Annotated in this window: 21 protein-coding genes (1 of these 21 running past the window's edge); 9 read left to right on the top strand and 12 right to left on the bottom strand. The window is 74.4% G+C overall.

Annotated features, from left to right (window positions below; translation table 11 throughout):
- Both QA634_RS18475 and QA634_RS18470 read right to left on the bottom strand, forming a co-directional pair.
- A protein-coding gene (locus QA634_RS18475) for a zinc-dependent alcohol dehydrogenase family protein (RefSeq protein WP_012333426.1) crosses the window boundary here: on the bottom strand, window positions 1–984 show its 5' portion. Its footprint begins 36 nt before the window's first position; 984 of the gene's 1,020 nt are visible here — the first part of the coding sequence; its start codon is at window positions 982–984; its stop codon lies off the left edge, out of view.
- 43 nt (window positions 985–1,027) lie between these two features.
- A complete protein-coding gene (locus QA634_RS18470) occupies window positions 1,028–2,806 on the bottom strand; it encodes a c-type cytochrome (RefSeq protein WP_012333425.1) in 1,779 nt (592 codons plus the stop codon).
- Between the two features lie 183 nt (window positions 2,807–2,989).
- Here QA634_RS18470 and QA634_RS18465 point away from each other — a divergent pair, with 183 nt between their 5' ends.
- The 8 genes from QA634_RS18465 to QA634_RS18430 all read left to right on the top strand — a co-directional run bounded on the left by QA634_RS18465 (window position 2,990) and on the right by QA634_RS18430 (window position 10,456).
- The gene (locus tag QA634_RS18465; RefSeq protein ID WP_012333424.1) at window positions 2,990–3,880 is read left to right on the top strand and encodes a methyltransferase domain-containing protein; all 891 of its coding nucleotides are present in this window, start codon (window positions 2,990–2,992) and stop codon (window positions 3,878–3,880) included.
- A 154-nt stretch (window positions 3,881–4,034) separates the two neighbouring features.
- On the top strand, window positions 4,035–5,225 hold the full coding sequence (locus QA634_RS18460; RefSeq protein WP_012333423.1) for an ABC transporter substrate-binding protein: 1,191 nt from the start codon (window positions 4,035–4,037) through the stop codon (window positions 5,223–5,225).
- 7 nt (window positions 5,226–5,232) lie between these two features.
- Window positions 5,233–6,153: a branched-chain amino acid ABC transporter permease gene (locus QA634_RS18455; RefSeq protein WP_012333422.1), complete on the top strand. Its 921-nt coding sequence runs from the start codon at window positions 5,233–5,235 to the stop codon at window positions 6,151–6,153.
- Window positions 6,150–7,154: a branched-chain amino acid ABC transporter permease gene (locus QA634_RS18450; RefSeq protein WP_012333421.1), complete on the top strand. Its 1,005-nt coding sequence runs from the start codon at window positions 6,150–6,152 to the stop codon at window positions 7,152–7,154. Before QA634_RS18455 ends, QA634_RS18450 begins: the two co-directional genes overlap by 4 nt.
- Window positions 7,151–7,900 (top strand): ABC transporter ATP-binding protein, encoded by a 750-nt coding sequence (locus QA634_RS18445; RefSeq protein WP_012333420.1) that lies wholly within the window; start codon window positions 7,151–7,153, stop codon window positions 7,898–7,900. Before QA634_RS18450 ends, QA634_RS18445 begins: the two co-directional genes overlap by 4 nt.
- A complete protein-coding gene (locus tag QA634_RS18440) occupies window positions 7,900–8,601 on the top strand; it encodes an ABC transporter ATP-binding protein (RefSeq protein ID WP_012333419.1) in 702 nt (233 codons plus the stop codon). The genes QA634_RS18445 and QA634_RS18440 overlap by 1 nt, the downstream gene beginning before the upstream one ends.
- Window positions 8,602–8,742: 141 nt before the next feature.
- Window positions 8,743–9,201, top strand: coding sequence for a cupin domain-containing protein (locus QA634_RS18435; RefSeq protein WP_012333418.1), 459 nt, complete (start codon window positions 8,743–8,745; stop codon window positions 9,199–9,201).
- A gap of 4 nt (window positions 9,202–9,205) precedes the next feature.
- Window positions 9,206–10,456: a flavin-dependent oxidoreductase gene (locus QA634_RS18430; RefSeq protein WP_012333417.1), complete on the top strand. Its 1,251-nt coding sequence runs from the start codon at window positions 9,206–9,208 to the stop codon at window positions 10,454–10,456.
- 309 nt (window positions 10,457–10,765) lie between these two features.
- Here QA634_RS18430 and QA634_RS18425 read toward each other — a convergent pair whose 3' ends face one another.
- From QA634_RS18425 to QA634_RS18385, 9 genes are all read right to left on the bottom strand, one after another.
- Window positions 10,766–12,037 (bottom strand): NAD(P)/FAD-dependent oxidoreductase, encoded by a 1,272-nt coding sequence (locus QA634_RS18425; protein WP_012333416.1) that lies wholly within the window; start codon window positions 12,035–12,037, stop codon window positions 10,766–10,768.
- 7 nt (window positions 12,038–12,044) lie between these two features.
- Window positions 12,045–13,148, bottom strand: coding sequence for an enolase C-terminal domain-like protein (locus QA634_RS18420; RefSeq protein ID WP_415926918.1), 1,104 nt, complete (start codon window positions 13,146–13,148; stop codon window positions 12,045–12,047).
- Window positions 13,149–13,168: 20 nt separating this feature from the next.
- Window positions 13,169–13,918 (bottom strand): SDR family NAD(P)-dependent oxidoreductase, encoded by a 750-nt coding sequence (locus QA634_RS18415; protein ID WP_012333414.1) that lies wholly within the window; start codon window positions 13,916–13,918, stop codon window positions 13,169–13,171.
- Window positions 13,915–14,706, bottom strand: a complete 792-nt coding sequence (locus QA634_RS18410) for an amino acid ABC transporter ATP-binding protein (RefSeq protein ID WP_012333413.1) — start codon at window positions 14,704–14,706, stop codon at window positions 13,915–13,917. Before QA634_RS18410 ends, QA634_RS18415 begins: the two co-directional genes overlap by 4 nt.
- On the bottom strand, window positions 14,703–15,365 hold the full coding sequence (locus tag QA634_RS18405) for an amino acid ABC transporter permease (protein WP_012333412.1): 663 nt from the start codon (window positions 15,363–15,365) through the stop codon (window positions 14,703–14,705). The genes QA634_RS18410 and QA634_RS18405 overlap by 4 nt, the downstream gene beginning before the upstream one ends.
- A gap of 22 nt (window positions 15,366–15,387) precedes the next feature.
- Window positions 15,388–16,236: a transporter substrate-binding domain-containing protein gene (locus QA634_RS18400; RefSeq protein WP_012333411.1), complete on the bottom strand. Its 849-nt coding sequence runs from the start codon at window positions 16,234–16,236 to the stop codon at window positions 15,388–15,390.
- A gap of 188 nt (window positions 16,237–16,424) precedes the next feature.
- Window positions 16,425–16,721: a hypothetical protein gene (locus QA634_RS18395; RefSeq protein WP_012333410.1), complete on the bottom strand. Its 297-nt coding sequence runs from the start codon at window positions 16,719–16,721 to the stop codon at window positions 16,425–16,427.
- 178 nt (window positions 16,722–16,899) lie between these two features.
- Window positions 16,900–17,817 (bottom strand): YsnF/AvaK domain-containing protein, encoded by a 918-nt coding sequence (locus QA634_RS18390; RefSeq protein WP_012333409.1) that lies wholly within the window; start codon window positions 17,815–17,817, stop codon window positions 16,900–16,902.
- Window positions 17,818–17,820: 3 nt separating this feature from the next.
- Window positions 17,821–18,351 carry a YsnF/AvaK domain-containing protein gene (locus QA634_RS18385; protein WP_012333408.1) on the bottom strand — a complete coding sequence of 177 codons (531 nt, stop codon included), beginning with the start codon at window positions 18,349–18,351 and terminating at the stop codon, window positions 17,821–17,823.
- Window positions 18,352–18,559: 208 nt separating this feature from the next.
- Here QA634_RS18385 and QA634_RS18380 point away from each other — a divergent pair, with 208 nt between their 5' ends.
- Window positions 18,560–18,754 carry a hypothetical protein gene (locus QA634_RS18380; RefSeq protein WP_012333407.1) on the top strand — a complete coding sequence of 65 codons (195 nt, stop codon included), beginning with the start codon at window positions 18,560–18,562 and terminating at the stop codon, window positions 18,752–18,754.
- Between the two features lie 46 nt (window positions 18,755–18,800).
- On the opposite strand, the gene QA634_RS18375 is transcribed toward QA634_RS18380, so the two are convergent.
- Window positions 18,801–21,236 carry an HWE histidine kinase domain-containing protein gene (locus QA634_RS18375; protein ID WP_265576372.1) on the bottom strand — a complete coding sequence of 812 codons (2,436 nt, stop codon included), beginning with the start codon at window positions 21,234–21,236 and terminating at the stop codon, window positions 18,801–18,803.
- Between the last annotated feature and the right edge of the window lie 134 nt (window positions 21,237–21,370).

Raw genomic sequence — 21,370 nt, 5'->3', positions numbered from 1 at the left:
GAGATGCGCACCGGATTCCTCGTGCCGGAACGCCTCCGCCAGCGCCTCCAGGGGGAAGCTGCGGTCGATCACCGGCCGCAGGCCCGTCGCGTCGAGGGCGCGCACGAAATCCTGCTGGTGGCGCCGGCTGCCGACGATCAGCCCCTGCAGCCGGGCCTGCTTGGCCATCAGCGCCGCGGTCGGCACCTCGCCGCCGCGCCCGGTGAGCACGCCGATCAGCGAGATGTGGCCGCCCACGCGCACGGCCGCGATCGATTGCGGCAGCGTGCCCGGCCCGCCGACCTCGACGACGTGGTCGACGCCGCGCCCGCCCGTGAGGCGCCGGACCGCCTCGCCCCAGTGCGGCTCGGCGCGGTAATTGACGAGGTGGTCGGCCCCGAGCGCCCGCGCCCGGGCGAGCTTCTCGTCCGACGAGGAGGTGGCGATCACGGTGGCGCCCATCGCCTTGGCGATCTGGAGCGCGAAGATCGAGACGCCGCCGGTGCCGAGCACCAGCACGCTGTCCCCGGCCTTGAGCCCGCCATCGACCACGAGCGCCCGCCACGCGGTGAGCCCCGCGGTGGTCAGCGTCGCGGCCTCGGCGTGGCTGTAGCCGGCAGGCGCGCGCGTGAACCAGGTCGCGGGCCGCACCAAAGCCTCGCGGGCGTAGCCGTCGACGCCGTCGCCCGGCACGGTGGAGAAGTCCCCGACCTCCGCCGGGCCGTCCTGCCAGAGCGGGAAGAAGCAGGACACGACCGCGTCCCCGGGCGCGAATTCGGCGACGCCCTCGCCCACCGCCTCGACCTCGCCGGCGCCGTCCGAGAGCGGGATGCGGCCGGCGAAGCGGCCATCGGTCGCCCGGGCCACGCCGTAATCGTGGTAATTGAGCGAACTCGCCCGCAGCCGCACCCGGATCTGGCCGGGTCCGGGCTCGCCGGGCTCCGGCAGGTCGACGGCTTCGAGCGCGTCGAGGCCTCCTCGGGCTCCGATCCTGATGGCGCGCATGGCGGGTCTCCGTCTCACGGGCTCTGCGGGCAGGCGGCGGGGCTCAGCGGTGCCCCACCGCCCAGACATAGGCCGCGACGGCCCTGAGGTCCTGCTCCGAGAGCGCGACCCCGCCCATCGGCGGCATCGCGCCGCCGTGCTTCCTGGGCTCGGGCACGCCGCTCGCGATCGTGCGGGTGATGCCCGCGAGGCTGCCGTCGCTCCACACCCACTCATGGTCGGTGAGGTCGGGTCCGATCGGCGAGCCCTTGGCGTCCGAGCCGTGGCAGCCGCCGCAGGTCGCCCCACCGATCTCCCCCACGAAGATCCGCGCCCCGCGCGCCACCTCCTCGCGCGTCGCCCCCTCGGGCACCGGCAGGGAGGCGGCCTCGCGCCCCGCATCCGGGTGGATGCCCTCGGGGGGAAGCTCCGCCCGCGAGCCCCTGGCGGCCGGCCTGGCCTCCGGGGCGGCGGCGATCGCCGCCTGCGGATTGCCGCCCTGGTAGGTGACGCGCCAGATCCGGCCGCGGACGTCGTCGGAGATGTACAGCGCCCCGTCCGGGGCGACCGCGAGGCCGGTCGGCCGGAACTGCGCCCGGCCCGGCTCCTTGACCGCGCCCGCGAACCCGTCCGCGAAGACCGCGAACGGCCCGGCGGCCCTGCCGTCCCTGAGGGGCTGGAACACCACGTTGTAGCCGCCCTGCGGCCCGGGGGCGCGGTTCCAGGAGCCGTGGAAGGCGATGAGCGCACCGCCCCGATAGGCGGACGGGAAGGCCTTCGGCCCCGCCGCGAGGTAGATCTTCATGTCGTTGGGCGCCCAATGGGCCGGGAAGGCCGCGACCGGCCCCTGGCGGTCGGCGCAGAGCCCGACCTTCCTGCCGCCGTCGCCGCCGTATTCGGGAGCGAGGACGAGCTTCCTCTGCTCGGCATCGTAGTAGCATTCGGGCCAGCCGTAATCGGCGCCGGCCTTGAGCTCGACCACCTCCTCGGCCGGCAGCTCGAATCCCTGCCGGGCGGTGTAGAGCGCCGGCCAGTTCTCGTGCAGCTGGTCGCGGCCGTGCTGGGTGACGAGGACGCGGCCCTCGGCGTCGAGGGCGAAGCCCTCGGCGTTGCGCAGGCCCGTGGCGTAGCGCTCGGCGGGCGAGAAGGTCTGGCCGGTCCGGCGCGCGTCGTAGCGCCAGATCCCGGCCCGCGTCTCCTTCTCGGTGCAGGGGGCGTGGCCGCGCGAGCCCGGCATGCGGTTCCTCACCTCGCAGGCATTGGTGGCCGAGCCGAGATCGACGAGGAGGTCGCCCTGCGGCGTGATCGCGAAGGGGTGCATCGGGTGGTCGCCGCCGAGCGGCAGGCCGGAGACGACCAATTCGGCCTTCGCCGTCGGCGCGAGGTCCCCCGGCGCGAGCGGGTAGCGCAGGATGCGGTCGTTGCTCTCCGCGTAGACGGCGCCCTCGAACAGGGCGAGGCCGGTGCCGCCGTGCCCGCCCTCGGCCGCGCTCTCGCCGAAGCGCTCGACCGCGTCGGCCTTCCCGGTCCCGGTGCGGTCCCGCAGGGCGAGCAGGAAGCCGCCCGGGGGCGCGGCGGTCTTGTAGTAGGACCCGCTCCAAGTATTGGCGTAGAGCGTGCCGTCGGGCGCCACCGCCATCTGGCGGACATGGCCGAGATCGTCCGCGAAGACCGTGGCGCAGAAGCCCGGCGGCAGGGAGAGCCCGGCATTGGGTCCCGGGCAGGCGCCCTCGGCCGCGAGCGCCGGGACGGCCGCGGCGAGCGCGAGGCCGAGGGAGGCGGCGGCCCGGAGCGGGCGGGAAGCGGGGCGGCGCGTCTCGAGCGCGGCGAAGCGGGCGCGCATGGCGCGGCCTCCTGGGCTGGGCGAGCGGGGCTCCGCGAGGGGCGCGACCCCGGGTCGGCCAGGATCTAGGGCGCGCCGCGCCGGGAGGGAGCCGGCCGCCCTCGCTTGACGGCGGCGGGGAGCGCCGGCAAGCGGGCCGCGTCCGGACGAGCCGGCACCGGCCCTGAAAGGCGAGCATCCCCCATGGGCAGAGCCCTCGACACGTTCACGATCGCCCGCGGCATCGTCATCGCGTCCGGCTGGACGACCGGGCGCCGGCCGCGGATCCTGTACGACGGCCGGCCGCTCGCCAGCGCCTTCCAGGCGATCGAGCGCCCCGACGTCGTCGCCGCCTTCGGCAAGCGGGCCGCCCGCTGGGGCTTCCGGCTCGCCGCCGTGACCACCCTGCCGGAGCCGGATCCGGAGCGGGTCGCGATCCGGTTCGGCTTCCGCGACGTCGTCCCGCTGACCGCCTACGCGGACCGCAACCGCGGCCGGCTGCTCCCGAAATTCGTCGACCTGGTCGCCGAGCGGGGCGGCTCGCTCCTGGAGATCGGCGCCCGGGCGCGCAGCGGCCACGTCTACCGCACTCTCTTCCCGGCGAGCGTCGCCTATACGGGCATGGACATCCTGGCCGGGCCCAACGTCGACGTGGTCGGCGACGCCCACCACCTGTCGCGCGTCCTCGACCGGCGCTTCGACTTCGCGTTCTCGGTCTCGGTCTTCGAGCACCTGCTGATGCCCTGGAAGGCCGCCCTCGAACTCAACCGCGTGCTGACCGACGGCGGCCTCGCCTATATCGGCTCGCACCAGGCCTGGCCGCTGCACGAGGCGCCGTGGGACTTCTGGCGCTTCTCCGACAATGCGTGGCGCGGCCTGTTCAACCGGCACACCGGCTTCGAGGTGGTCGAGACCGAGATGGGGCTCGAAGGCTTCACGGTGCCGAGCTTCTCCGGCGCCGGGCCGATCGCCGGCATCGACCGGCAGCCGGCCTTCCTGAGTTCGAGCTGCCTCGTGCGCAAGGTCGCGCCGCCCGCCGTGTCCTGGGACGCCGAGGTGGCGGAGATCTACGACCTGCACTATTCGCACGCGTAGGGGCGGACCGCCCGGGGGCATGGTTCGCCCGGGGGCATGGGCCGCTCGGCCGCCGCGCCCCTCGTCCTGCGCGCGAACGCGCCCGCACCGACTCGACTTCCGGACCGCCACGCCGGAGAGTGCGGCCGCGCTCACGCATGGGGGACACACGCACATGAAGCCGATCGGCAGGGTCGCGATCCAGGGTCTCGGGGCCTGTCTCCTCGCCGCCCTCCTCACGGCGCCGGCCCGCGCCGAGCCGGGCGAGGACGGCAAGCTGCGCGTCGGCCTGATGTTCACCCTGAGCGGCCCCTCGGCGGTGCTCGGCGAGCAGGGGCGCGACGGGTTCCTGCTCGCGCTCGAGACCATGGGCCGGAAGCTCGGCGGCCTCGACACCGAGGTGCTGGTGGTCGACGACGAGCTCAAGCCCGACGTCGCCGCCAACCGGGCGCGGGACTTCGCGCGGCGCGACCGGGTCGATTTCGTGGTCGGCCCGACCTTCTCGAACGTGCTGCGGGCGATCGTGCGGCCGGTCACCGAATCGGGCGCCTTCCTGATCAGCCCCAATGCCGGCACCTCGAACTACGCCGGGTCCGAGTGCAACCCGAACCTGTTCGTCTCCTCCTACCAGAACGACCAAGTCCACGAGGTCCTGGGCAAGGTCGCGCAGGACAAGGGCTACAAGCGCCTCGTCCTCCTCGCCCCGAACTACCAGGCCGGCAAGGATTCGCTGGCCGGCTTCAAGCGCTCCTACAAGGGCGAGGTGGTGAGCGAGATGTTCACCCCGCTGGGCCAGCTCGACTTCTCGGGCGAGCTGGCGCAGATCGCGGCCGCCAGCCCGGACGCGGTCTTCGCCTTCATGCCGGGCGGCATGGGCGTCAATCTCGTGCGGCAGTACCGGCAGGCGGGCCTCGCCCAGATCCCGTTCCTCTCCGCCTTCACGGTCGACGAGAGCACGCTGCCGGCCCAGAAGGACGCCGCGGTCGGCTTCTACGGCGGCGCCAACTGGGCGCCCGACCTCGACAACCCGCAATCCAAGGCCTTCGTGGCCGCCTACGAGAAGGCGTATGGCCGCGTGCCCGGCACCTACGCCATGCAGGCCTACGACGCCGCCCAGATGATCGACAGCGCCGTCAGGGCCGCCAAGGGCAACCTGAAGGACAGGGACGCGCTGCGCGCCGGCCTCAAGGCGGCCGAGTTCCCGTCGCTGCGCGGCCGATTCCGGATCGGCAACAACCACTTCCCAATCCAGGACTTCTACCTCGTCCGCGCCGCCAAGCGCCCCGACGGCAAGTACGAGACCCAAATCGTCGAGAAGATCTTCTCGGACTACCGCGACGCCTACGCCGCCGAGTGCAAGATGTGACGGGGCGATGCTGAACCTGTTCCTGATCCAGGCGCTGAACGGCGTGCAGCTCGGCATCCTGCTGTTCCTCGTGGCGGCGGGGCTGACGCTGGTCTTCGGCGTGATGGACCTGATCAACCTCGCGCACGGGGCGCTCTACATGGTGGGCGCCTACCTCGCCGCGACGCTGGCCGGCCTCACGGGCAGTTTCGGGCTCGGCCTCCTCCTCGCCCTGCCCGCCTCCCTGGCCTTCGGCCTCCTCGTGGAGGCGCTGGTGATCCGCCACCTCTACGAGCGCGACCACCTCGACCAGGTGCTCGCCACCTTCGGGCTGATCCTCATCCTCAACGAGGGGGTGCGGATCCTGTGGGGCAACGCCCCGATGAGCGTGGCCCTGCCCGAGGCCCTGTCGGGCGCGGTGCCGCTCACCGGCACGCTGCGCTACCCGCTCTACCGGGTGGCGATCATCGCGGCGGGGCTCGCCGCCGCCCTCCTCCTGCACCTCCTGGTCCACCGCACGCGGCTCGGCATGCAGCTGCGCGCCGGGGCCACGCACGGGCCGATCGTGGCGGCCCTCGGGGTCGACGTCCGGCGCCTGTTCCGGCTCGTCTTCGGGCTCGGCGCCGTGCTGGCCGGCTTCGCCGGCGCCATGGTGGCGCCGATCCTCTCGGTCGATCCCGGCATGGGGGATTCCGTGCTGATCCTGACCTTCGTGGTCATCGTGATCGGCGGGGTCGGCTCGGTGCGGGGCGCCTTCGTGGCGAGCCTGATCGTCGGCCTCGCCGACCAGCTCGGGCGCAGCTTCGGGCCGATCCTGCTGCGCAGCCTGATGGAGGCCTCGGCGGCGGCCCAGACCGGGCGGACGCTGGCCCCGATGCTGACCTACATCCTGATGGCGGGCGTGCTGGCCTTCCGCCCGGCCGGCCTGTTCCCGGCGCGCGGCCGATGAGCGGCGCCCCCTCACTCGGCGCGCGGCTCGCCGCGCGGACCGGCGGGGGCGGGCGGCTTCGCCCGTCGCGGTCCGGCCTCGCGGCGCTCGCCCTGCTCGCCGCCTTCGCGCTCGTCCCGCCCGCCGCGCAGGCGCTCGGCCTGCCCTTCCTGACCGCGACGGCGACCCGCATGCTGATCTTCGGGCTCGCCGCCCTCTCCCTCGACCTCGTGCTCGGCCTGGGCGGCCTCGTCTCGTTCGGGCACGCGGCCTTCCTGGGCATCGGCGCCACCGCGCTCGGCATCCTCGACGCGCACGGCCTGCGCGACCTCGCCCTCCAGGTGCCGGCCGCGGTCGCGTCCTGCGGGCTCTTCGCCCTCGTCACCGGGGCGATCGCGCTGCGCACGCGCGGCGTCTACTTCATCATGATCACGCTCGCCTTCGGGCAGATGGCGTATTTCCTGGCGGTCTCGCTCGCGGCCTATGGCGGGGACGACGGGATGGCCCTGTCGCGGCGCTCGACCCTGTTCGGCCGCCCGCTCCTCGACGGGGACGAGGCCCTGTTCTACGCCGCCCTCGCGGTCATGGCCGGCGCCCTCCTCGGCCTGCGGCGGGTGGCGGGCTCGCGCTTCGGCCGGGTGCTGCGCGGCACGCGCGACAACCCGACCCGCATGGAGGCGATCGGCTTCCCGGCCTTCCCCTACCGGCTCACCGCCTACGGCCTGGCGGGGGCGCTGGCGGGCCTCGCCGGCGTGCTGCTCGCCAACCAGGCCGAGTTCGTCTCGCCCGCCTACATGAGCTGGCAGCGCTCGGGCGAACTCATCGTCATGGTGGTGCTCGGCGGCCGGGGCACCCTGGTCGGGCCGGTGGTCGGGGCGGCGGCGCTGATCGCGCTGGAGGAGGTGCTGGCGCGGCATTCCGAGCATTGGCGGCTCGGCCTCGGCCTGATCCTGGTCGCGAGCGTGCTCCTCGGCCGCGGAGGCCTCGCGGGCCTCGTTCCCGGCCGCGGAGGCCGGCCGTGAGCCCGCTCCTGCGCGTCCGCCACCTGCGCAAGTCCTACGGGGCGCTGCGCGTCACCGACGACGTCAGCCTCGACGTGGCGGCGGGCGAGATCCACGCCATCATCGGGCCGAACGGCGCCGGCAAGACGACCCTGATCCACCAGCTCTCCGGGCGCCTGCGCAGCGACGGCGGCACGGTGCTCTTCGCCGGGGAGGACGTCACGCGCCTCCCGATGGTCGGCCGCGTGCGCCGCGGCCTCGCGCGCTCGTTCCAGATCACCTCGCTGCTCGACGGCTTCACGGTGCTGGAGAACGCCGCCCTCGCCGTGCAGGCGCGGGCCGGGTCGAGCTTCCGCTTCTTCGGCGCGGCGGGCCGCGAGGCGGCGCTCAACCAGGAGGCGGCGGCGGCCCTCGCCCGGGTCGGCCTCGCCGACCGGGCCGCGCGGCGGGCCGGGAGCCTGTCGCACGGCGAGAAGCGCCAGCTCGAGATCGCGGTGGCGCTCGCCACCGGGGCGCGCCTCCTCCTCCTCGACGAGCCGCTCGCCGGCACCGGCGCGGAGGAATCCGCCGCCCTGGTGCGGCTCCTGCGCGACCTGCGCGCGACGCACACGATCGTGCTGATCGAGCACGACATGGAGGCGGTCTTCGCCCTCGCCGACCGGATCAGCGTGCTGGTCGACGGCCGCGTGGTGGCGAGCGGCGCCCCCGCGGCGGTGCGGGCCGACCCGGTCGTGCGCGCGGCCTATCTGGGCGAGGAGGCGGCCTGATGCTGCGCGTCGAGGGGCTGGAGAGCGCCTACGGCGAATCCCGCGTGCTGTTCGGCATCGACCTCGCGGTCGGGCCCGGCGAGGCCGTGACACTGCTCGGCCGCAACGGCATGGGCAAGACCACGATCGTCCGCTCGCTCTTCGGGCTGCTGACGCCGCGGGCGGGCCGGGTGCTGATCGACGGCGAGGACATGGCCGGGCGCCCGTCCCACCTCATCGCCCGGCGCGGCCTCGGGCTGGTCCCGGAGGGCCGGCAGGTCTTCCCGACCCTCTCGGTGGAGGAGAACCTCGTCGCCACCCACCGCAGGCCGGCGCGGGGCCCCGCCCCGTGGACGCTGGCGACGGTCTACCGGCTGTTTCCGCGCCTGAAGGAGCGGCGGCACCACGGCGGCAACGATCTCTCGGGGGGCGAGCAGCAGATGCTGGCGATCGGCCGCGCCCTGATGACGAATCCGCGCCTCGTGGTGCTCGACGAGGCGACCGAGGGGCTGGCGCCCCTGATCCGCGAGGAGATCTGGGCCTGCCTGCGGGCGATCCGGGACGAGGGCGCGGCGATCCTGGTGATCGACAAGAACGTCGAGGCGCTCACCCGCCTCGCCGACCGCCACGTGGTGATCGAGAAGGGCCGCGTCGCCTGGACCGGCACCAGCGCGGCGCTGGCGCGCAGCCCCGAGGTGAAGGACCGCTTCCTGCACGTGTGAGCCGCCGGACATGTGATCAGCCCGCCGCGACCGCTTGACGGCGGCCACCCGGTCGCGGTGGGGTTGCGGCGGCCCCGCGATCCGGGGGCCGCGGCGTCCGGGCGCGCGGCGGGACCGGCGGACGGACAGGGAGGACGAATCATGACGGCCATGACCGCAGGCGTGACCCGGGCCGGCGAGGGCATCGAGGGAATCCGCTGGAACATCCTCGGCCAGACCTACGTGCCCAAGCAGCTCTCGGAGGCCTCCTTCGGCTGGCACGCGACGCTGCCCCCCGGCACCTTCGTGCCGCCGCACATCCACCCGACCCAGGACGAGTTCGTCTACATGCTGCAGGGCCGGCTCAGCCTGGAGCTGAACGGCGAGCCCGGCCTCGCCGAGCCCGGCGACACGATCCGCCTGCCTCGCGGCGTCCCGCACGGCCTGTTCAACCGCGGCGACGCGGACGTGAAGTGCCTATTCTGGGTCGCGCCGTCGCGCCGCCTCTACGACCTGTTCTGGGCCCTGCACAATCTCGGGCCGAACGCCGCCCCGGCCGACCTCGCGGCGATCTCCGCCCAGCACGAGGTCGATTTCCTGCCCCCGCCCGAGGCGGAGTGAGGCCATGCGCGTCGTCATCGTCGGCGCCGGGATCGGCGGGTTCGCCACCGCCCTGATGCTGCACCGGCGCGGCATCCGGGCCGAGATCTACGAGCAGGCCGCGCAGGTGCGCGAGGTCGGGGTCGGCATCAACACCCTGCCGCACGCGATCCGCGAACTCGCCGATCTCGGCCTGCTCGCCGCCCTCGACCGGGTGGCGATCCGCACCCGGGAATTGCGCTACTACAACCGCCAGGGCCAGGAGGTCTGGCGCGAGCTGCGCGGCACCCATGCGGGCCATCCGGTGCCGCAATTCTCGATCCATCGCGGGCGCCTCCAGGGCGTGCTGGACGCGGCCGTGCGGGAGCGCCTGGGCGGGGAGGCCGTGCGCACTGGCCTCGCGCTGTCCGGCTTCCTGGAGGACGAGGGCGGGGTCACGGCGCATTTCACCGACGCGGTGCGGGGCGGGGCCGGGCGCACGGTGCGGGCCGACGTGCTGATCGCGGCGGACGGGATCCACTCGGTCGCCCGCCGCCGCTTCTACCCGGACGAGGGGCCGCCCTGCTGGAACGGCGTGCTGATGTGGCGGGGCGCCGCGCCCTGGGCCCCCTGGGGCGACGGGCGCACCATGGCGATCGGCGGCGGCATGGGCGGCAAGTGCGTGCTCTACCCGATCGCCGAGGCCGAGGACGGGCGCCAGCTGATGAACTGGGTCGTGCTCGCCAAGGTGGCGGACGGGCGCGTCTCGCCGCCCCCGAAGGAGAGCTGGTCGCGCCCGGCCCAGCGCGCGACGGTGCTGCCCTTCGCGCGCCGCTTCACGCTCCCGGATTTCGATTTTTCCGGGCTGGTCGAGGCCACGCCCCAGGCCTTCGAGTACCCGATGTGCGACCGCGACCCGCTGCCGCGCTGGACGCACGGGCGAGTCACCCTGCTCGGGGACGCGGCCCATCCGATGTACCCGGTCGGCTCGAACGGCGCCTCGCAGGCCATCCTGGACGCGCGGGCGCTCGCCGACGCGCTCGCCCGGGCCGAGCACCCGGCCCAGGCGCTCCTGGCCTACGAGGCCGAGCGCCGGCCGAAGACGGCCGAGATCGTGCTCCTCAACCGCAAGGGCGGCCCCGAGCGGGTGATCGACGAGGTGGAGAAGCGCGCCCCGGCGGGCTTCTCGGCGATCGACGCGGTGATGAGCCACGCCGAGCGTCAGGCGATCGTCAGCGGCTATGCGGGCAAGGCCGGCTTCGCCGCCGCGCCCGCCCTGCGGGTGGCGGCGGAGTAGGACGGCGGCCCGATCCTGGGTGGCGACGGCCCGCCCACGGGACGGCGCGCCGCTCATCCTCGCACTCGCCGGAGGGACGCGCCCCGCTGCCCCGGATCTCCCCCGCCCCGCTGGCTCAATCGCGCGGGCCGGAGACGGGCCCGGCAGGCGGGGAGCGCGAGGACGCAAACCGGCCGGCTCGCCGCCCGCGCCTCATACGCCATCCGTTTGATTGGTTCGCCATGCGGGTGTCGGCGTCGCTCAAGCGCCGCGCTCAGGCGCCGCGCGGGCGCCGGATCCGGGACCCGCTTCGATCGAGCGGATCCCGGATCAGGCCCCCGGCCAGCGGCGGAAGCGCCGCGCCGCGTAGGGACCGATGTCGAGCGGGGGCGCCGCGCCGCGGGCGAGGGCGCCGGCGGCCCGGCCGGTGATCGGCCCGGCGGCCAGCCCGACATGGCCGTGCCCGAAGGCGTGCACGATGTCGGGCGTGGAAGAGGCGGGGCCGATCACCGGCAGGCCGTCGGGAGTGGAGGGGCGATGCCCCATCCAGCGCGCGCTCTCCTCCGGCGTGGCGCGCAGGTCCGGATAGGCGGCGTTCGCGTGGCGCAGCAGGATCGCGGCCCGGCGCCAGTCCGGCGCCGCCTCGACGCGGGCGAGCTCCACCTGTCCGGCGAGGCGCAGGCCCTGCGTCGTCAAGGTGTTCGCCATCCGGCCGTCGCTCGGCATGATCGGGATGCGCGGGGCCGCGCGCGGCGCGGGCACCACCACGTGGTAGCCGCGCTCGCTCGCGAGCGGCACCCGGTCGCCGGCGAGGCGCGCGAGGCGCCCCGCCCCGATCCCCGCGGCGATCACCGCCCGATCGCAGGGGATCTCGCCCGCCTCGGTCATCACGGCCCGCAGGCGGCCCGCCGCGACGCGGAAATCCCGCGCCGCGATCCGGGCGAGGACGGCGCCCCGCGCGACCGCCTCGGCGACCAGGGCCGCGACGTAGCCGCCCGGATCGACGCAGTGGGCGCCCTCCTCGATCAGGACGCCGAAGCCGTAGCGCCCGGACAGGCAGGGCACGCGCCGGGACAGGTCCTCGGGGCCGAGTTCGACCCAGGACAGGCCGTTGTCGCGGCGCAGCCGCCAGGCCAGGGCCTCCGCCGCGAAGGCGGCGCGGTCCGGATAGGCGTAGAGCAGCCCCTCGCGCCGGATCAGGTCGGGCCGGCCGATCCCGGCGGCCAGGGCCGCGTGGCGGGAGGGCGCGTCCGCCAGGAGCGGCGCCAGGGCCCGCGCCGTCCGCTCCACCGCCGCCACGCTCCGCCCGGCGAGGAGGAAGCGCGCCAGCCAGGGCGCGAGACGGGGCAGGTCGGCCCAGCGGATCGTCAGCGGGCCGGCCGGGTCGAGGAGGTAGCCCGGCACCCTGCGCCAGGTCCCCGGCAGCGCCATCGGCACGATCGAGCCGGGGCTGATCCAGGCGCCGTTGCCGTAGCTCGCCGCCTGCGCGCCGCCGGGCTCGCCCGGCTCGATCAGCGTGACCCGGCAGCCGGCGCGCACGAGGTCGAGGGCGGTCGCCGCACCCACGATGCCGGCGCCGATGACGGCGACGTGGAGGGACATCGCGCGCTCAGGCCTGCGCGCGCACGCGGGCATTCGCCCGCACCGCGTGCTCCGACACGGTGATGCCGAGGCCCGGGCCGTCCGGCACGACGACCTCGCCGCCGCGATTCTCCACCCGCGTCTCCAGCACGTCCTCGATGAGGACGTGGTGGGGCATGTAGAACTCGCATCCGAGCGAGACGCCCGGGGTCGCGGCGATGAACTGGGTCCCGGCCGCGAGCGCGACGCCGCCCTCCCACAGCGTGCCGCCGTAGCCGGGCAGGCCTGCCGCGTCGGCGAGCGCCATCAGCCCCTGCGCCTTGAGCAGGCCGCCGGTCTTCATCAGCTTGACCGAGATCGCGTCCGCCGCGCCGAGCCGCACGATCTGCGCGAGGTCGCTCGCGTCGAAGCAGCTCTCGTCGGCCAGGATCGGGGTGTCGAGGGCGGCCGCCAGGGAGGTCATCGCGGCGAGGTGGCCGCGGGCGACCGGCTGCTCGATGAAGGTCGGCGCCAGCGTCTCGACGTCGCGCAGCAGCCGGATCGCCCCGAAGGGCGCGAGGGCCTGGTTGTCGTCGACGCGCAGGTCGAGGGCGGCGCCGAACTCGGCCCGGATCGCCTCCAGCCGCGCCATCTCCCGGCGGTGCTCCCGCATGCCGGTCTTGACCTTGACGATGCGGGCGCCGGCCGGGACCATGGCCCGCATCCGGTCGAGATCGGCGGCGAAGTCGGGATCGGCGATGGAGAAGGAGAGCGGGATCGTGTCGCGGACGCGGCCCCCGAGCAGGTCCGCCACCGAGAGCCCGGATTGGCGGCCGAGGATGTCGAACAGGGCCGTCTCGACCGCGAGCTTGGCCTCGGCATGGCCGACCAGGGCCCGGTCCATCGCCGCGCCGAGGGCCCGGATGCGCCGCACGGGCGCGCCGAGCACCAGCGGGCGCAGGTAGCGGTCGAGGGCCGCGAAGGCGGCCTCGGGCGTGCCGGTGAAGACCGCCCAGGGCGCCGCCTCACCCCAGCCGACCACGCCGTCGCTGGCGGTGAGGTCGAGGAGGACGCGCGTGACCGCGCCCTCGACGGTCCCGACGCCCTGCAGCCGGGCCATGCGGATCGGGCTCTCGATCGGGAACAGCCGCATGCGGTCGATCACGGGCGCGCTCACGCCAAGCCTCCATCGACGTGCCAGACCTGCCCGGTGACGTAGGAGGCGGCCTCCGAGGCCAGGAAGGCGAGCACGGCCGCGACCTCGTCGGGCCGCCCGACGCGCCCGAGCGGCACGGCCGCGATGGTCCGCGCCCTCGCCTCCGCCCCGAGCTTGCCGGCGGCCGGGTCGTCCTTGGCGATCAGCCCGGGCGCGACCGCGTTCACGCAGATCCCCTCCGGGGCGAGTTCGAGGGCGAGCAGGCGCACCGCGGTCTCCAGCGCCGCCCGGCCGAGCGCCGTCGCCGCGAAGGGCGTGAGCCCGGGGCGGATCGCGTGGGCCACGAAGGAGGAGACGGCGACGGCCCGCGGCGCGGCGGCGGCGGCGAGGAGCGGCCGGCAGGCCGCCACGAGCCGCAGGAAGGCGTCCGCCTCGTCGCGCCCGGGCAGGGCGGGCGGAAGGTCGAGGACCCGCCCGCGCCGGGCGCTCCCGGCCACCGCGACCAGGGCGTCGAGGCGCCCGAACGCGTCCGCCGCCGCCCGGGCGAGGGATGCGGCGGTCTCCGGCGCGGCGTCGTCGGCGATCCGCGTCGCGACGGCCGCCCCCGCGGCGCGGGCCGCCGCCGCGACGGCGGCGAGCCCCTCCGCATTCGCCCGGGTCGCGAGGAGCAGCCCGGCGCCGGGAGCGGCGAGGCGCAGGGCCGTCGCCCGGCCGATGCCGCTCGCGGCCCCGGTGACGAGGGTGGCGCGGGTCACCGCCGGCGTCACGCGCCCGCCCCCGGGAAGGGCAGGCGCCCTCGGTGGAAATGGCCGAGGAAGCTCAGCGTGGCGGGATCCCGCGGCGCGTCGATGACCTCGCGGGCGGGGCCCTCCTCGACCACGACGCCGTCGCGCAGGAAGACCACGCGGTCGGCCACCTCCCGCGCGAAGGCGATCTCGTGCGTGACCAGCACCATCGTCATACCCTCCGCGGCGAGGTCCCGGATCACGCCCAGCACCTCGCCGACGCGTTCGGGATCGAGGGCGGAGGTGGCCTCGTCGAACAGCATCACCTCGGGCTCCATGGCGAGCGCCCGGGCGATGGCGACGCGCTGCTTCTGGCCGCCCGACAGCGTGGCCGGATGCTGCGCGGCCCGCTCGGCGAGCCCGACCTTGCGCAGCTGCGCCATCGCCCGCGCCTCCGCCTCCGGCTTCGGCAGGCGCCGGACCGTGACGAGCGCCTCGGTCACGTTGCCGAGCACGGTCCGGTGCGGGAACAGGTTGAAGTGCTGGAAGACCATGCCGGTGCGGGCGCGGAACGCCGCCAGCGGCCTCGCGCCCGGCAGGGTCGCGCCGGGCCCGAAGGCGAAGCGCGTCTCGCCGACCCGGATCGTCCCGCCATCCGGCACCACCAGGAGGTTGATGCAGCGCAGGAGCGTCGACTTGCCCGAGCCGGAGGGGCCGATCAGGGCGACGACCCCGCCGGCCGGGACTGCGAGGTCGACCCCCCTCAGCACCGGAACGGCTCCGAAGCTCTTGCGCAGCCCGGCGATCTCGATCTTGGGCGCGGCGGTCACGCGCCCGCTCCGAGCCGGCGCTCGCCGATCCGCACCAGGACGGTCAGCGGGAACAGGATCACGAAATAGGCCACCGCCACCGCCGTGTAGGTTTCGAGCGGCCGGTAGCTGTCATGGGCCGCCACCTGCGCCTGGTAGACGAGGTCGGGCACCGCCAGCACCGAAACGAGCGAGGTGTTCTTGAGCTGGATGATCGACTGGTTCATCAGCGGCGGGACCATGCGCCGGAAGGCCTGCGGCAGGATGATCCGGCGCATGGTCTGGCCCGGGGTCATGCCGAGGGCGGCGCCGGCCTCGCCCTGGCCGGCATCGATCGAGACGATGCCGGCCCGGATGATCTCGGCGTAGAACGAGCCGCCGTAGCAGGACAGGGCGAGGAGCGAGGCCGTGACCGGCGACATCTCGAGGCCCGTGAGGATCGGCAGGGCGTAGTAGAACCAGATCAGCTGCACCAGGACCGGGGTGCAGCGAAAGATCTCCACGAAGCCGAGGACGAGGCCGCGCACGAGAGCGAGGCGCGACAGGCTGGCGAGCCCGCCGACGAGGCCGACGGCGAGACCGAGGGCGACGATGCCGGCCGTGAAGGCCACCGTCACGGCGAGCCCGTTGAGGAGCAGCCAGCGGTAGCCCCAGAGGACGCCGAAATCCCACACGTACATGCCGCGCCCCCGGGCCGGCCGCTCAGATCGACACGCCCGGCGGGAAATCGGCCTCGGTCACCCCGGCGGATTCGAGGTTGCCGATGATCGCCGAGCGGATGAAGCCCATGCCCTTGTTGAACTCGATCCAGGTGCTGACGTAGTCGCGCCACGTCTTGTCGGCCTCGCGCCGGAAGCCGGCGTTCGAGGTGGTCGAGAAGATCGGCGTCGGCAGCGTGAACTGGCCGAGGGCGGGGTTCTTCTTGAGGACGGTGAGGGAGAGGATGAAGACGAGGCACTGGGCGTCGACCCGCCCGGCCTGGAGGGCGGCGGTGGCGTCGTCCGCCCCCTTGAGCCGGGTGATCTGGGCCTTCGGGGCGAGCCGCGTCACCACCGCGTCGTGCGACGAGCCGGCATCGACCGCGATGCGCACGGCCGGATCGTTCATCTCCGCCCAGGTCTTCCTCTCGAAGCCCTTCCGGGTGATGAACGTGAAGGCGTTGGCGAAGACCGGGACCGAGAAGTCCACGACCAGGGCGCGCTTCGGCGTCGGGTTCAGGCCGAAGAACACGTCGGTCTTGCCGGCCTGCAGGTCGAGGACGGAGTTGCCCCAGGTGGTCTCGGTGACGTCGAGCTCGCATTCGAGCTCGTCGGCCAGGGCCTTGCAGATGTCGATGTAGAAGCCCTTCCACTGGCCGCTGGCGAGGTCCCTGTAATAGTAGGGGGCGCCGCCGTTCACCGCGCCGATGCGCAGCTTCCGGGTGCGGCGGACGCGCTCGAAGGTGGTCTCTCCGGCCGTCGGCTGGGCGGCGGCTGGCGCGGCCACGGCCGCCGCTCCCCCGGCGAGGGCGCCCATGCCGACCAGGGAGGCGATATCCCGGCGTGAGATCATGACCTGTCTCCTGTCCCGGCTCGGTTGTCCGGCGACGCAGGGGAATGGTCAAGCTCGCCGTGAGGCCGGCGCCGACGACCGCGCGGACCGGATGGCCGTGGACGCTCCCGCGCGTCGATGCGGAGGATATCCGAGCGGTGGCGTCTTGTCCGATCCGGCGCTCGCGCCCGAACCCGTCGCGCGGGCTCCTACGCCGTCCGCAGGCCGCCCGGCACCACGGTCAGGACGGGCCGGCGCCGCCCGGAGGAGACCACCACCTCGCTCACCCCGTCCTGCTCCGCGACGACCTCGATCGCGCAGCCGAAGCCGCGCGCCACGCTGCGCGCCTGATCGAGGCTGGCGCTCGAGAGCAGGCGCGTGAAGCTGCGGCCGCCCTGCTGCGCGAGCTGCGCGACCAGCAGCCCGATCTCCACGCCTTCCTGGAAGCTCGCGTCCCGCCCCGGAAAGCGCAGGCGCAATCCGTCCTCAACCTGGATGTGGCGCATCCCCGTTCATCCCGCCGCCCGTGTCATCGTGCTGTCACGCTGGTTAACGGCAGCGAAACGCCTCGCCCAGAGCGGACGAGGCGTCGGCGCGCGCGCGGGCGGCACCGTTGTGGCGCGGCCACACCCGGGCCGCGCCGTGGCGCGGCCCGGGCGGGAAGCGGGATCGCGAACGGGCCGGTCAGCGCCGCGGCGTGGTGGGGGTGTCCGTCGTGCCGGTGCGGGTGACCTTGCCGCGCTCGTCCTCGATCTCGACCTCGGTCCGACGGACCTTGTCGGAGACGGTCTCGGTGCGCTGCTCGACGTCCTTGCGCAGCCCGATCTCCTCCTTCACGCGGACGTCCTTCGAGACCACCGCCTCCTCGGCCCGCTCGGCGGCCTCGATCGTCCGCTCGGCGAACAGCCGCTCGTCGGCCTGGGTCGGCGCCCGGTCCACCGGCCGGCGCTCGAGATGGACGCGCTCCTCGCGCAGGCCCACCTGCTCCTGCACGGGCGTCTCGACCACGTAGGAACGCACCCGCACGCGGCCGGCCTCGGCCACCCGCTTGCCGACCCGCAGCCGCTCCTCGGCCACCGGGATCGTCTCGTCGCGGCCCACGGTCGCGCCGGTCGCCGTGCCGCCGCGCGCGGTCGCGGCGCCGGTCGCCGCGGTGGTGCGGGCGGTCGCGGTGCCCGACGCGGTGGCGCCCCGCGCCGTCGCGGTCGTGCCCGAGGCGGCGGCGGGGTAGCCGGTCCAGCCCTCGCGGCGCCACGCCGCCTCGCGCTCGTCCATGTGCACCGCGCCCGCGCCCTCGAGCACGTCCGCGATCCGGCTGGCATCGCCCGGCTCGGCCGTGACGATCACCATGGTGCCGCCCCGGCTCATGCCCTCGGCGTAGGCGTAGCGGTCCTCGTCGGGCATGAAGATGTCCTTCAGGGACGCCCAGAAGCCGCCCTCGTCCCGGCGATGGTCGTAGGACGTGCCCGTCGCCGTGGTGCTGCTCTGCGTCTCCGGGGAGAGGCGGATGCTCGTGCGGGGCACGCCGAGCGCGACGACGCGCTCGATGGCGGCCTCGGCCTCGCGGCGGCTGTCGAAGAGGGCCGTGATGGTCTGCGACATACTCTACTCCTCCGTGGGGGAATCGGGGTTGGGGGTGCCATCGGGCCGGAGACGCTCGATGGTCGCGTGCTGGCGGCGCAGGGTGACGGGGAGCTCCACGTCCTCCCCCCGGGTCGTCTGGCGGATATGCACCTCCTCCTTGAGGATGAGGCGCTTCTCGACCACGAGGACCTCTTCCAGGACGGGGATGATGGTCACCCCCGCCTCGGTGCGAACCTGAGGGGCCGGCTCGCCCTCGGCGATGACGCGGTCGATCGGGACGCGGCTCACCCCGACGGCGTCGCTGCGCAGGGTCTCGCGCAGCACCTGCTCGCTCAGCGCGACGTGGGTCCGCACCCGCACCCGCCCCGTCTCGACCACGCGCTTGTCGATCCGGGCGGTTTCTTCCGCAATCGGGATAGTCTGGGAGGACTCCGACAGCTCTACCGCTGCAGTCGACCTCACAGACGTCTCGGAATGCCGTTCCGCATGACGATCAGAGCTCGCCTGATCGTTTCCTTCAGCAATGCTGATCGGGTCAGAGCTTGGTTTCATCGTCCGCCACCTGCTCGGCGGGAGAACCCAGGGCGGGGCGGAGCTGTTCCAAGGAATGTTAATTTCTTTCACATCGGCCAAGCTCTCGCGCCGGGACGGCGCCGCCGGATCCGCCGCCATTTAACCGTCAGCTGCGCGCGGGGGCCGAACTCCGATCGGACGGGAGCGTTCCCGGCACTCCTCCCGGCGCAAATCCCCTCCGTCCATCGTGTCAGAAGCCAAGACCATCACCTTCAAGGGGCGCGGCCACGCCTCCCGCATCCAGGGACGCATCCTCCTGAAGGTCTGCCCGCTCTGCTCCCAGAAGAACTCGCCCCAGGCCGAGCCGACCGGGCGCTGCGGCTGGTGCGCCTACGTGCCCGACCCGCGCGACATCGAGATCGCGCGGCCCGGCACCCTCTGACCGGAGCCGCCGCGCCCACCTTCGGGCTTCGCGCCACGCGGGGCCGTCAGCCGCGGCGGCCCTCGACGAGCCGCGCGATCGCCCGCACGATGTGCCGCGGCTCGATCGGTTTCTGGAGCCGCACGACGTCCCCGAACTCGGCCGGGATGACGGCTTGGTCGTAGCCGGTGAGGAAGATGAACGGCGTGCCGGCCTGGAAGAGCGCGCGGGCCGTCTCGAAGGAGGGGCCGGCGCCCAGGTTGATGTCCACCACGGCGGCGGTCACGCCGCCCGCGCGCAGGGCCGCGAGGGCGGCCTCCTCGCGCGGGAAGGGTCCCACCACCACGGCACCGGCGGCCTGCAGGGCGGCTTCCGCGTCGCTGGCGAGGAAGAAATCGTCCTCCGCCACCAGGACGCGCTGCCCGACGAGGCTGGGCTCACCGATCATGTCGAGGGCACCTCCGCTGACGCCCGTGCGGACCGGCGCGTCGGTTTCGAGGATACTGGGCGCCGGCCCCAAGGGGAACTCGATGCTGGCCTCGGCGCCCTCGCGGGTGACCGCGAGGCGTCCGCGGCCGCCGAGTTCGTAGGGGACCCGCTGCTCGATCAGGCTGGTGCCGAAGCCGCGGTGGGCGGGCGGCGCCCAGTCGGGCTCGGGCGGGCGGGTCTCGGACCAGGTGAGCCGCAGCCAGGGCCGTCCGTCGGGACGGGTCAGGCGCCAGCGCGCGACGACCCGCCCCCGGGACCCCGCCAGGGCCCCGTGCTTCAGGGCGTTCGTCGCGAGTTCGTGGACGGCCAGCGACAGCACCTCGGCGGCTTTGGGGGCGAGCGTCACGGGCGGGCCGGAGAGGTCGTACTGCCCCGGGTCCTGGGCCTGGGCCTCGAGTTCGGCCCGCACGAGCGCGTCGACCTCCACGCCCAGATTCGCCGCCCGGGTCAGCAGCGCCTGGGTCCGGGCGAGGGCCATCAGCCGCCCCGACAGGAGCTCCGCGTAGTCGCGCACGTGCATCGCGGTGTCCGCCGTGCGCGCCGTGACCGAGCGGATCATCGCCATGATGTTGCGCACCCGGTGCTGCAGCTCGGCCAGGAGCACCGCCTGGTGCTCGGCCGATTGCTTCGCCTCGGTGACGTCGCTGGCGATGCCGGCGAGGCGCTGCACTCGCTCCTCCGGGCCGAAGAGCGGGAAGTCGGTGCTGCGGATCCAGCGGAAGGCGCCGTCCGCCGGCCGGCGGATCCGGAACTCGTGCGTCACCGAACGGCCCTGCCGCACCTCGTCGAGCCGCCGCAGCGCCGCCTCGCGGTCGTCCGGCACGATCAGGGCGCCCCAGCGGCGCGGGTCGCCCGCCACCGCCTCGCGCGGCAGGCCGTAGATCGGCTCGAAGGCGGGACTCAGGAATTCCAGCGCGAGCGTGTCGGCCGACCGGATCCAGAGGATGTCGGAGGACGCGTTGGCGAAGTGCCGGAAGCGCTCCTCGCTGCCGCGCAGGGCCGCCTCGGCACGGGCCCGCTCCACCGCCGCCCAGGTGCGCTCCGCCGTCTCCTCGGTGATCGCGACCTCGTCGGGCCGGAAATCGTGCGGGCCGGCATAGTGCACCGTGAGGATCGCCACGAGCCGGCCCTGCTTGACCAGGGGCACGCAGAGCGTCGCGCCGACCCCCAGCGTGGCATGCGCGGCCTTCTCGGCCGGCGTCATCAGCGGATCGGCCTGGATGTCGGGGCGCACGCAGGGGCGCCCCGCCCGCAGCGCCTCCATCAGCTCGCGCCCGTAATCGGCGTAGCGGTAGCGCCCGGCGATGCTGGGCCCCCCCCGGGTCCAGTCCTGCTTCAGGTCGACATGCGCGCCGTCGCCCACATCCTCCGCGTAGGCCACCCGGTCGGCGCCCAGGTGCTCCCCGAGGGCCCGCTGGGCCGCCTGCTGCACCGCGACCGGGTCGTCGAGGTCGCGCAGCGCGTCGCTCAGCGTCAGCAGGAAGGCCTGGCGCTCCTCGCTCCTGCGCAGGGCGCGCTCGGCCAACCGGCGGGCCGTCGTCTCGACCGCCACCATCAGGAAGCCGCCGACCTCACCGCTCTCCAGCCGGACGGGGGTCCAGCTCGCCGTGAACCATCCGGTCCGCGGGCCGTCGCCGCGGCTCCAGAGGTCGAAGGGGGTGTCGTCCCAGAGCTGGGACGTCCCGGCGAGCGTCGCCTCGACCGCCGGGCGCAGGAAATCGGCGAGTTCCGGCCAGACCCGCACCAGCGGCGCCCCGAGCGCGCCCGGATGCTTGTCGCCGAGGATCGCCCGGTAGGCGTCGTTGTAGAGCAGCGCCGCCTCCTTCCCCCAGCAGAGGCCCGCCGGCTGGCGCATGGCGAGCACCAGCTGAAGGGTGGTGCGCAGGTCCCGCGGCCAGCCCGCCAGCGGCCCGAGCGGCGTCGCGTCCCAGGCGTGGGCGCGGATGCACCCGCCCATCTCGCCGCCGCCGTACGGCCACGTGCCGCTCCCGGCGCTCTCGCGCTCATGACGCAAGGATGCACACCCATTTCCGCGCTCACGCCGAGGACCATCGCGCATCCGGAGCCTCCCGCCGGCCGCAGCGTGGCCGGCAGTTCGACGCCAGAGCGGGATTGCTGTCAACCGAGCGCCGCCGTCGAGCCGCGCCG

Source organism: Methylobacterium sp. CB376 (assembly GCF_029714205.1).
Lineage (GTDB): Bacteria > Pseudomonadota > Alphaproteobacteria > Rhizobiales > Beijerinckiaceae > Methylobacterium.
The sequence above is the reverse complement of the archived record's forward strand: the minus strand, read 5'-3'. Positions and strand labels throughout refer to the sequence as shown.

Coding starts and splice junctions, on each gene's coding strand:
- QA634_RS18470 (WP_012333425.1), bottom strand. CDS start 2,806: ATGCGCGCCCGCTTCGCCGCGCTCGAGACGCGCCGCCCCGCTTCCCGC.
- QA634_RS18465 (WP_012333424.1), top strand. CDS start 2,990: ATGGGCAGAGCCCTCGACACGTTCACGATCGCCCGCGGCATCGTCATC.
- QA634_RS18460 (WP_012333423.1), top strand. CDS start 4,035: ATGAAGCCGATCGGCAGGGTCGCGATCCAGGGTCTCGGGGCCTGTCTC.
- QA634_RS18455 (WP_012333422.1), top strand. CDS start 5,233: ATGCTGAACCTGTTCCTGATCCAGGCGCTGAACGGCGTGCAGCTCGGC.
- QA634_RS18450 (WP_012333421.1), top strand. CDS start 6,150: ATGAGCGGCGCCCCCTCACTCGGCGCGCGGCTCGCCGCGCGGACCGGC.
- QA634_RS18440 (WP_012333419.1), top strand. CDS start 7,900: ATGCTGCGCGTCGAGGGGCTGGAGAGCGCCTACGGCGAATCCCGCGTG.
- QA634_RS18435 (WP_012333418.1), top strand. CDS start 8,743: ATGACGGCCATGACCGCAGGCGTGACCCGGGCCGGCGAGGGCATCGAG.
- QA634_RS18430 (WP_012333417.1), top strand. CDS start 9,206: ATGCGCGTCGTCATCGTCGGCGCCGGGATCGGCGGGTTCGCCACCGCC.
- QA634_RS18425 (WP_012333416.1), bottom strand. CDS start 12,037: ATGTCCCTCCACGTCGCCGTCATCGGCGCCGGCATCGTGGGTGCGGCG.
- QA634_RS18420 (WP_415926918.1), bottom strand. CDS start 13,148: ATGCGGCTGTTCCCGATCGAGAGCCCGATCCGCATGGCCCGGCTGCAG.
- QA634_RS18405 (WP_012333412.1), bottom strand. CDS start 15,365: ATGTACGTGTGGGATTTCGGCGTCCTCTGGGGCTACCGCTGGCTGCTC.
- QA634_RS18400 (WP_012333411.1), bottom strand. CDS start 16,236: ATGATCTCACGCCGGGATATCGCCTCCCTGGTCGGCATGGGCGCCCTC.
- QA634_RS18395 (WP_012333410.1), bottom strand. CDS start 16,721: ATGCGCCACATCCAGGTTGAGGACGGATTGCGCCTGCGCTTTCCGGGG.
- QA634_RS18390 (WP_012333409.1), bottom strand. CDS start 17,817: ATGTCGCAGACCATCACGGCCCTCTTCGACAGCCGCCGCGAGGCCGAG.
- QA634_RS18385 (WP_012333408.1), bottom strand. CDS start 18,351: ATGAAACCAAGCTCTGACCCGATCAGCATTGCTGAAGGAAACGATCAG.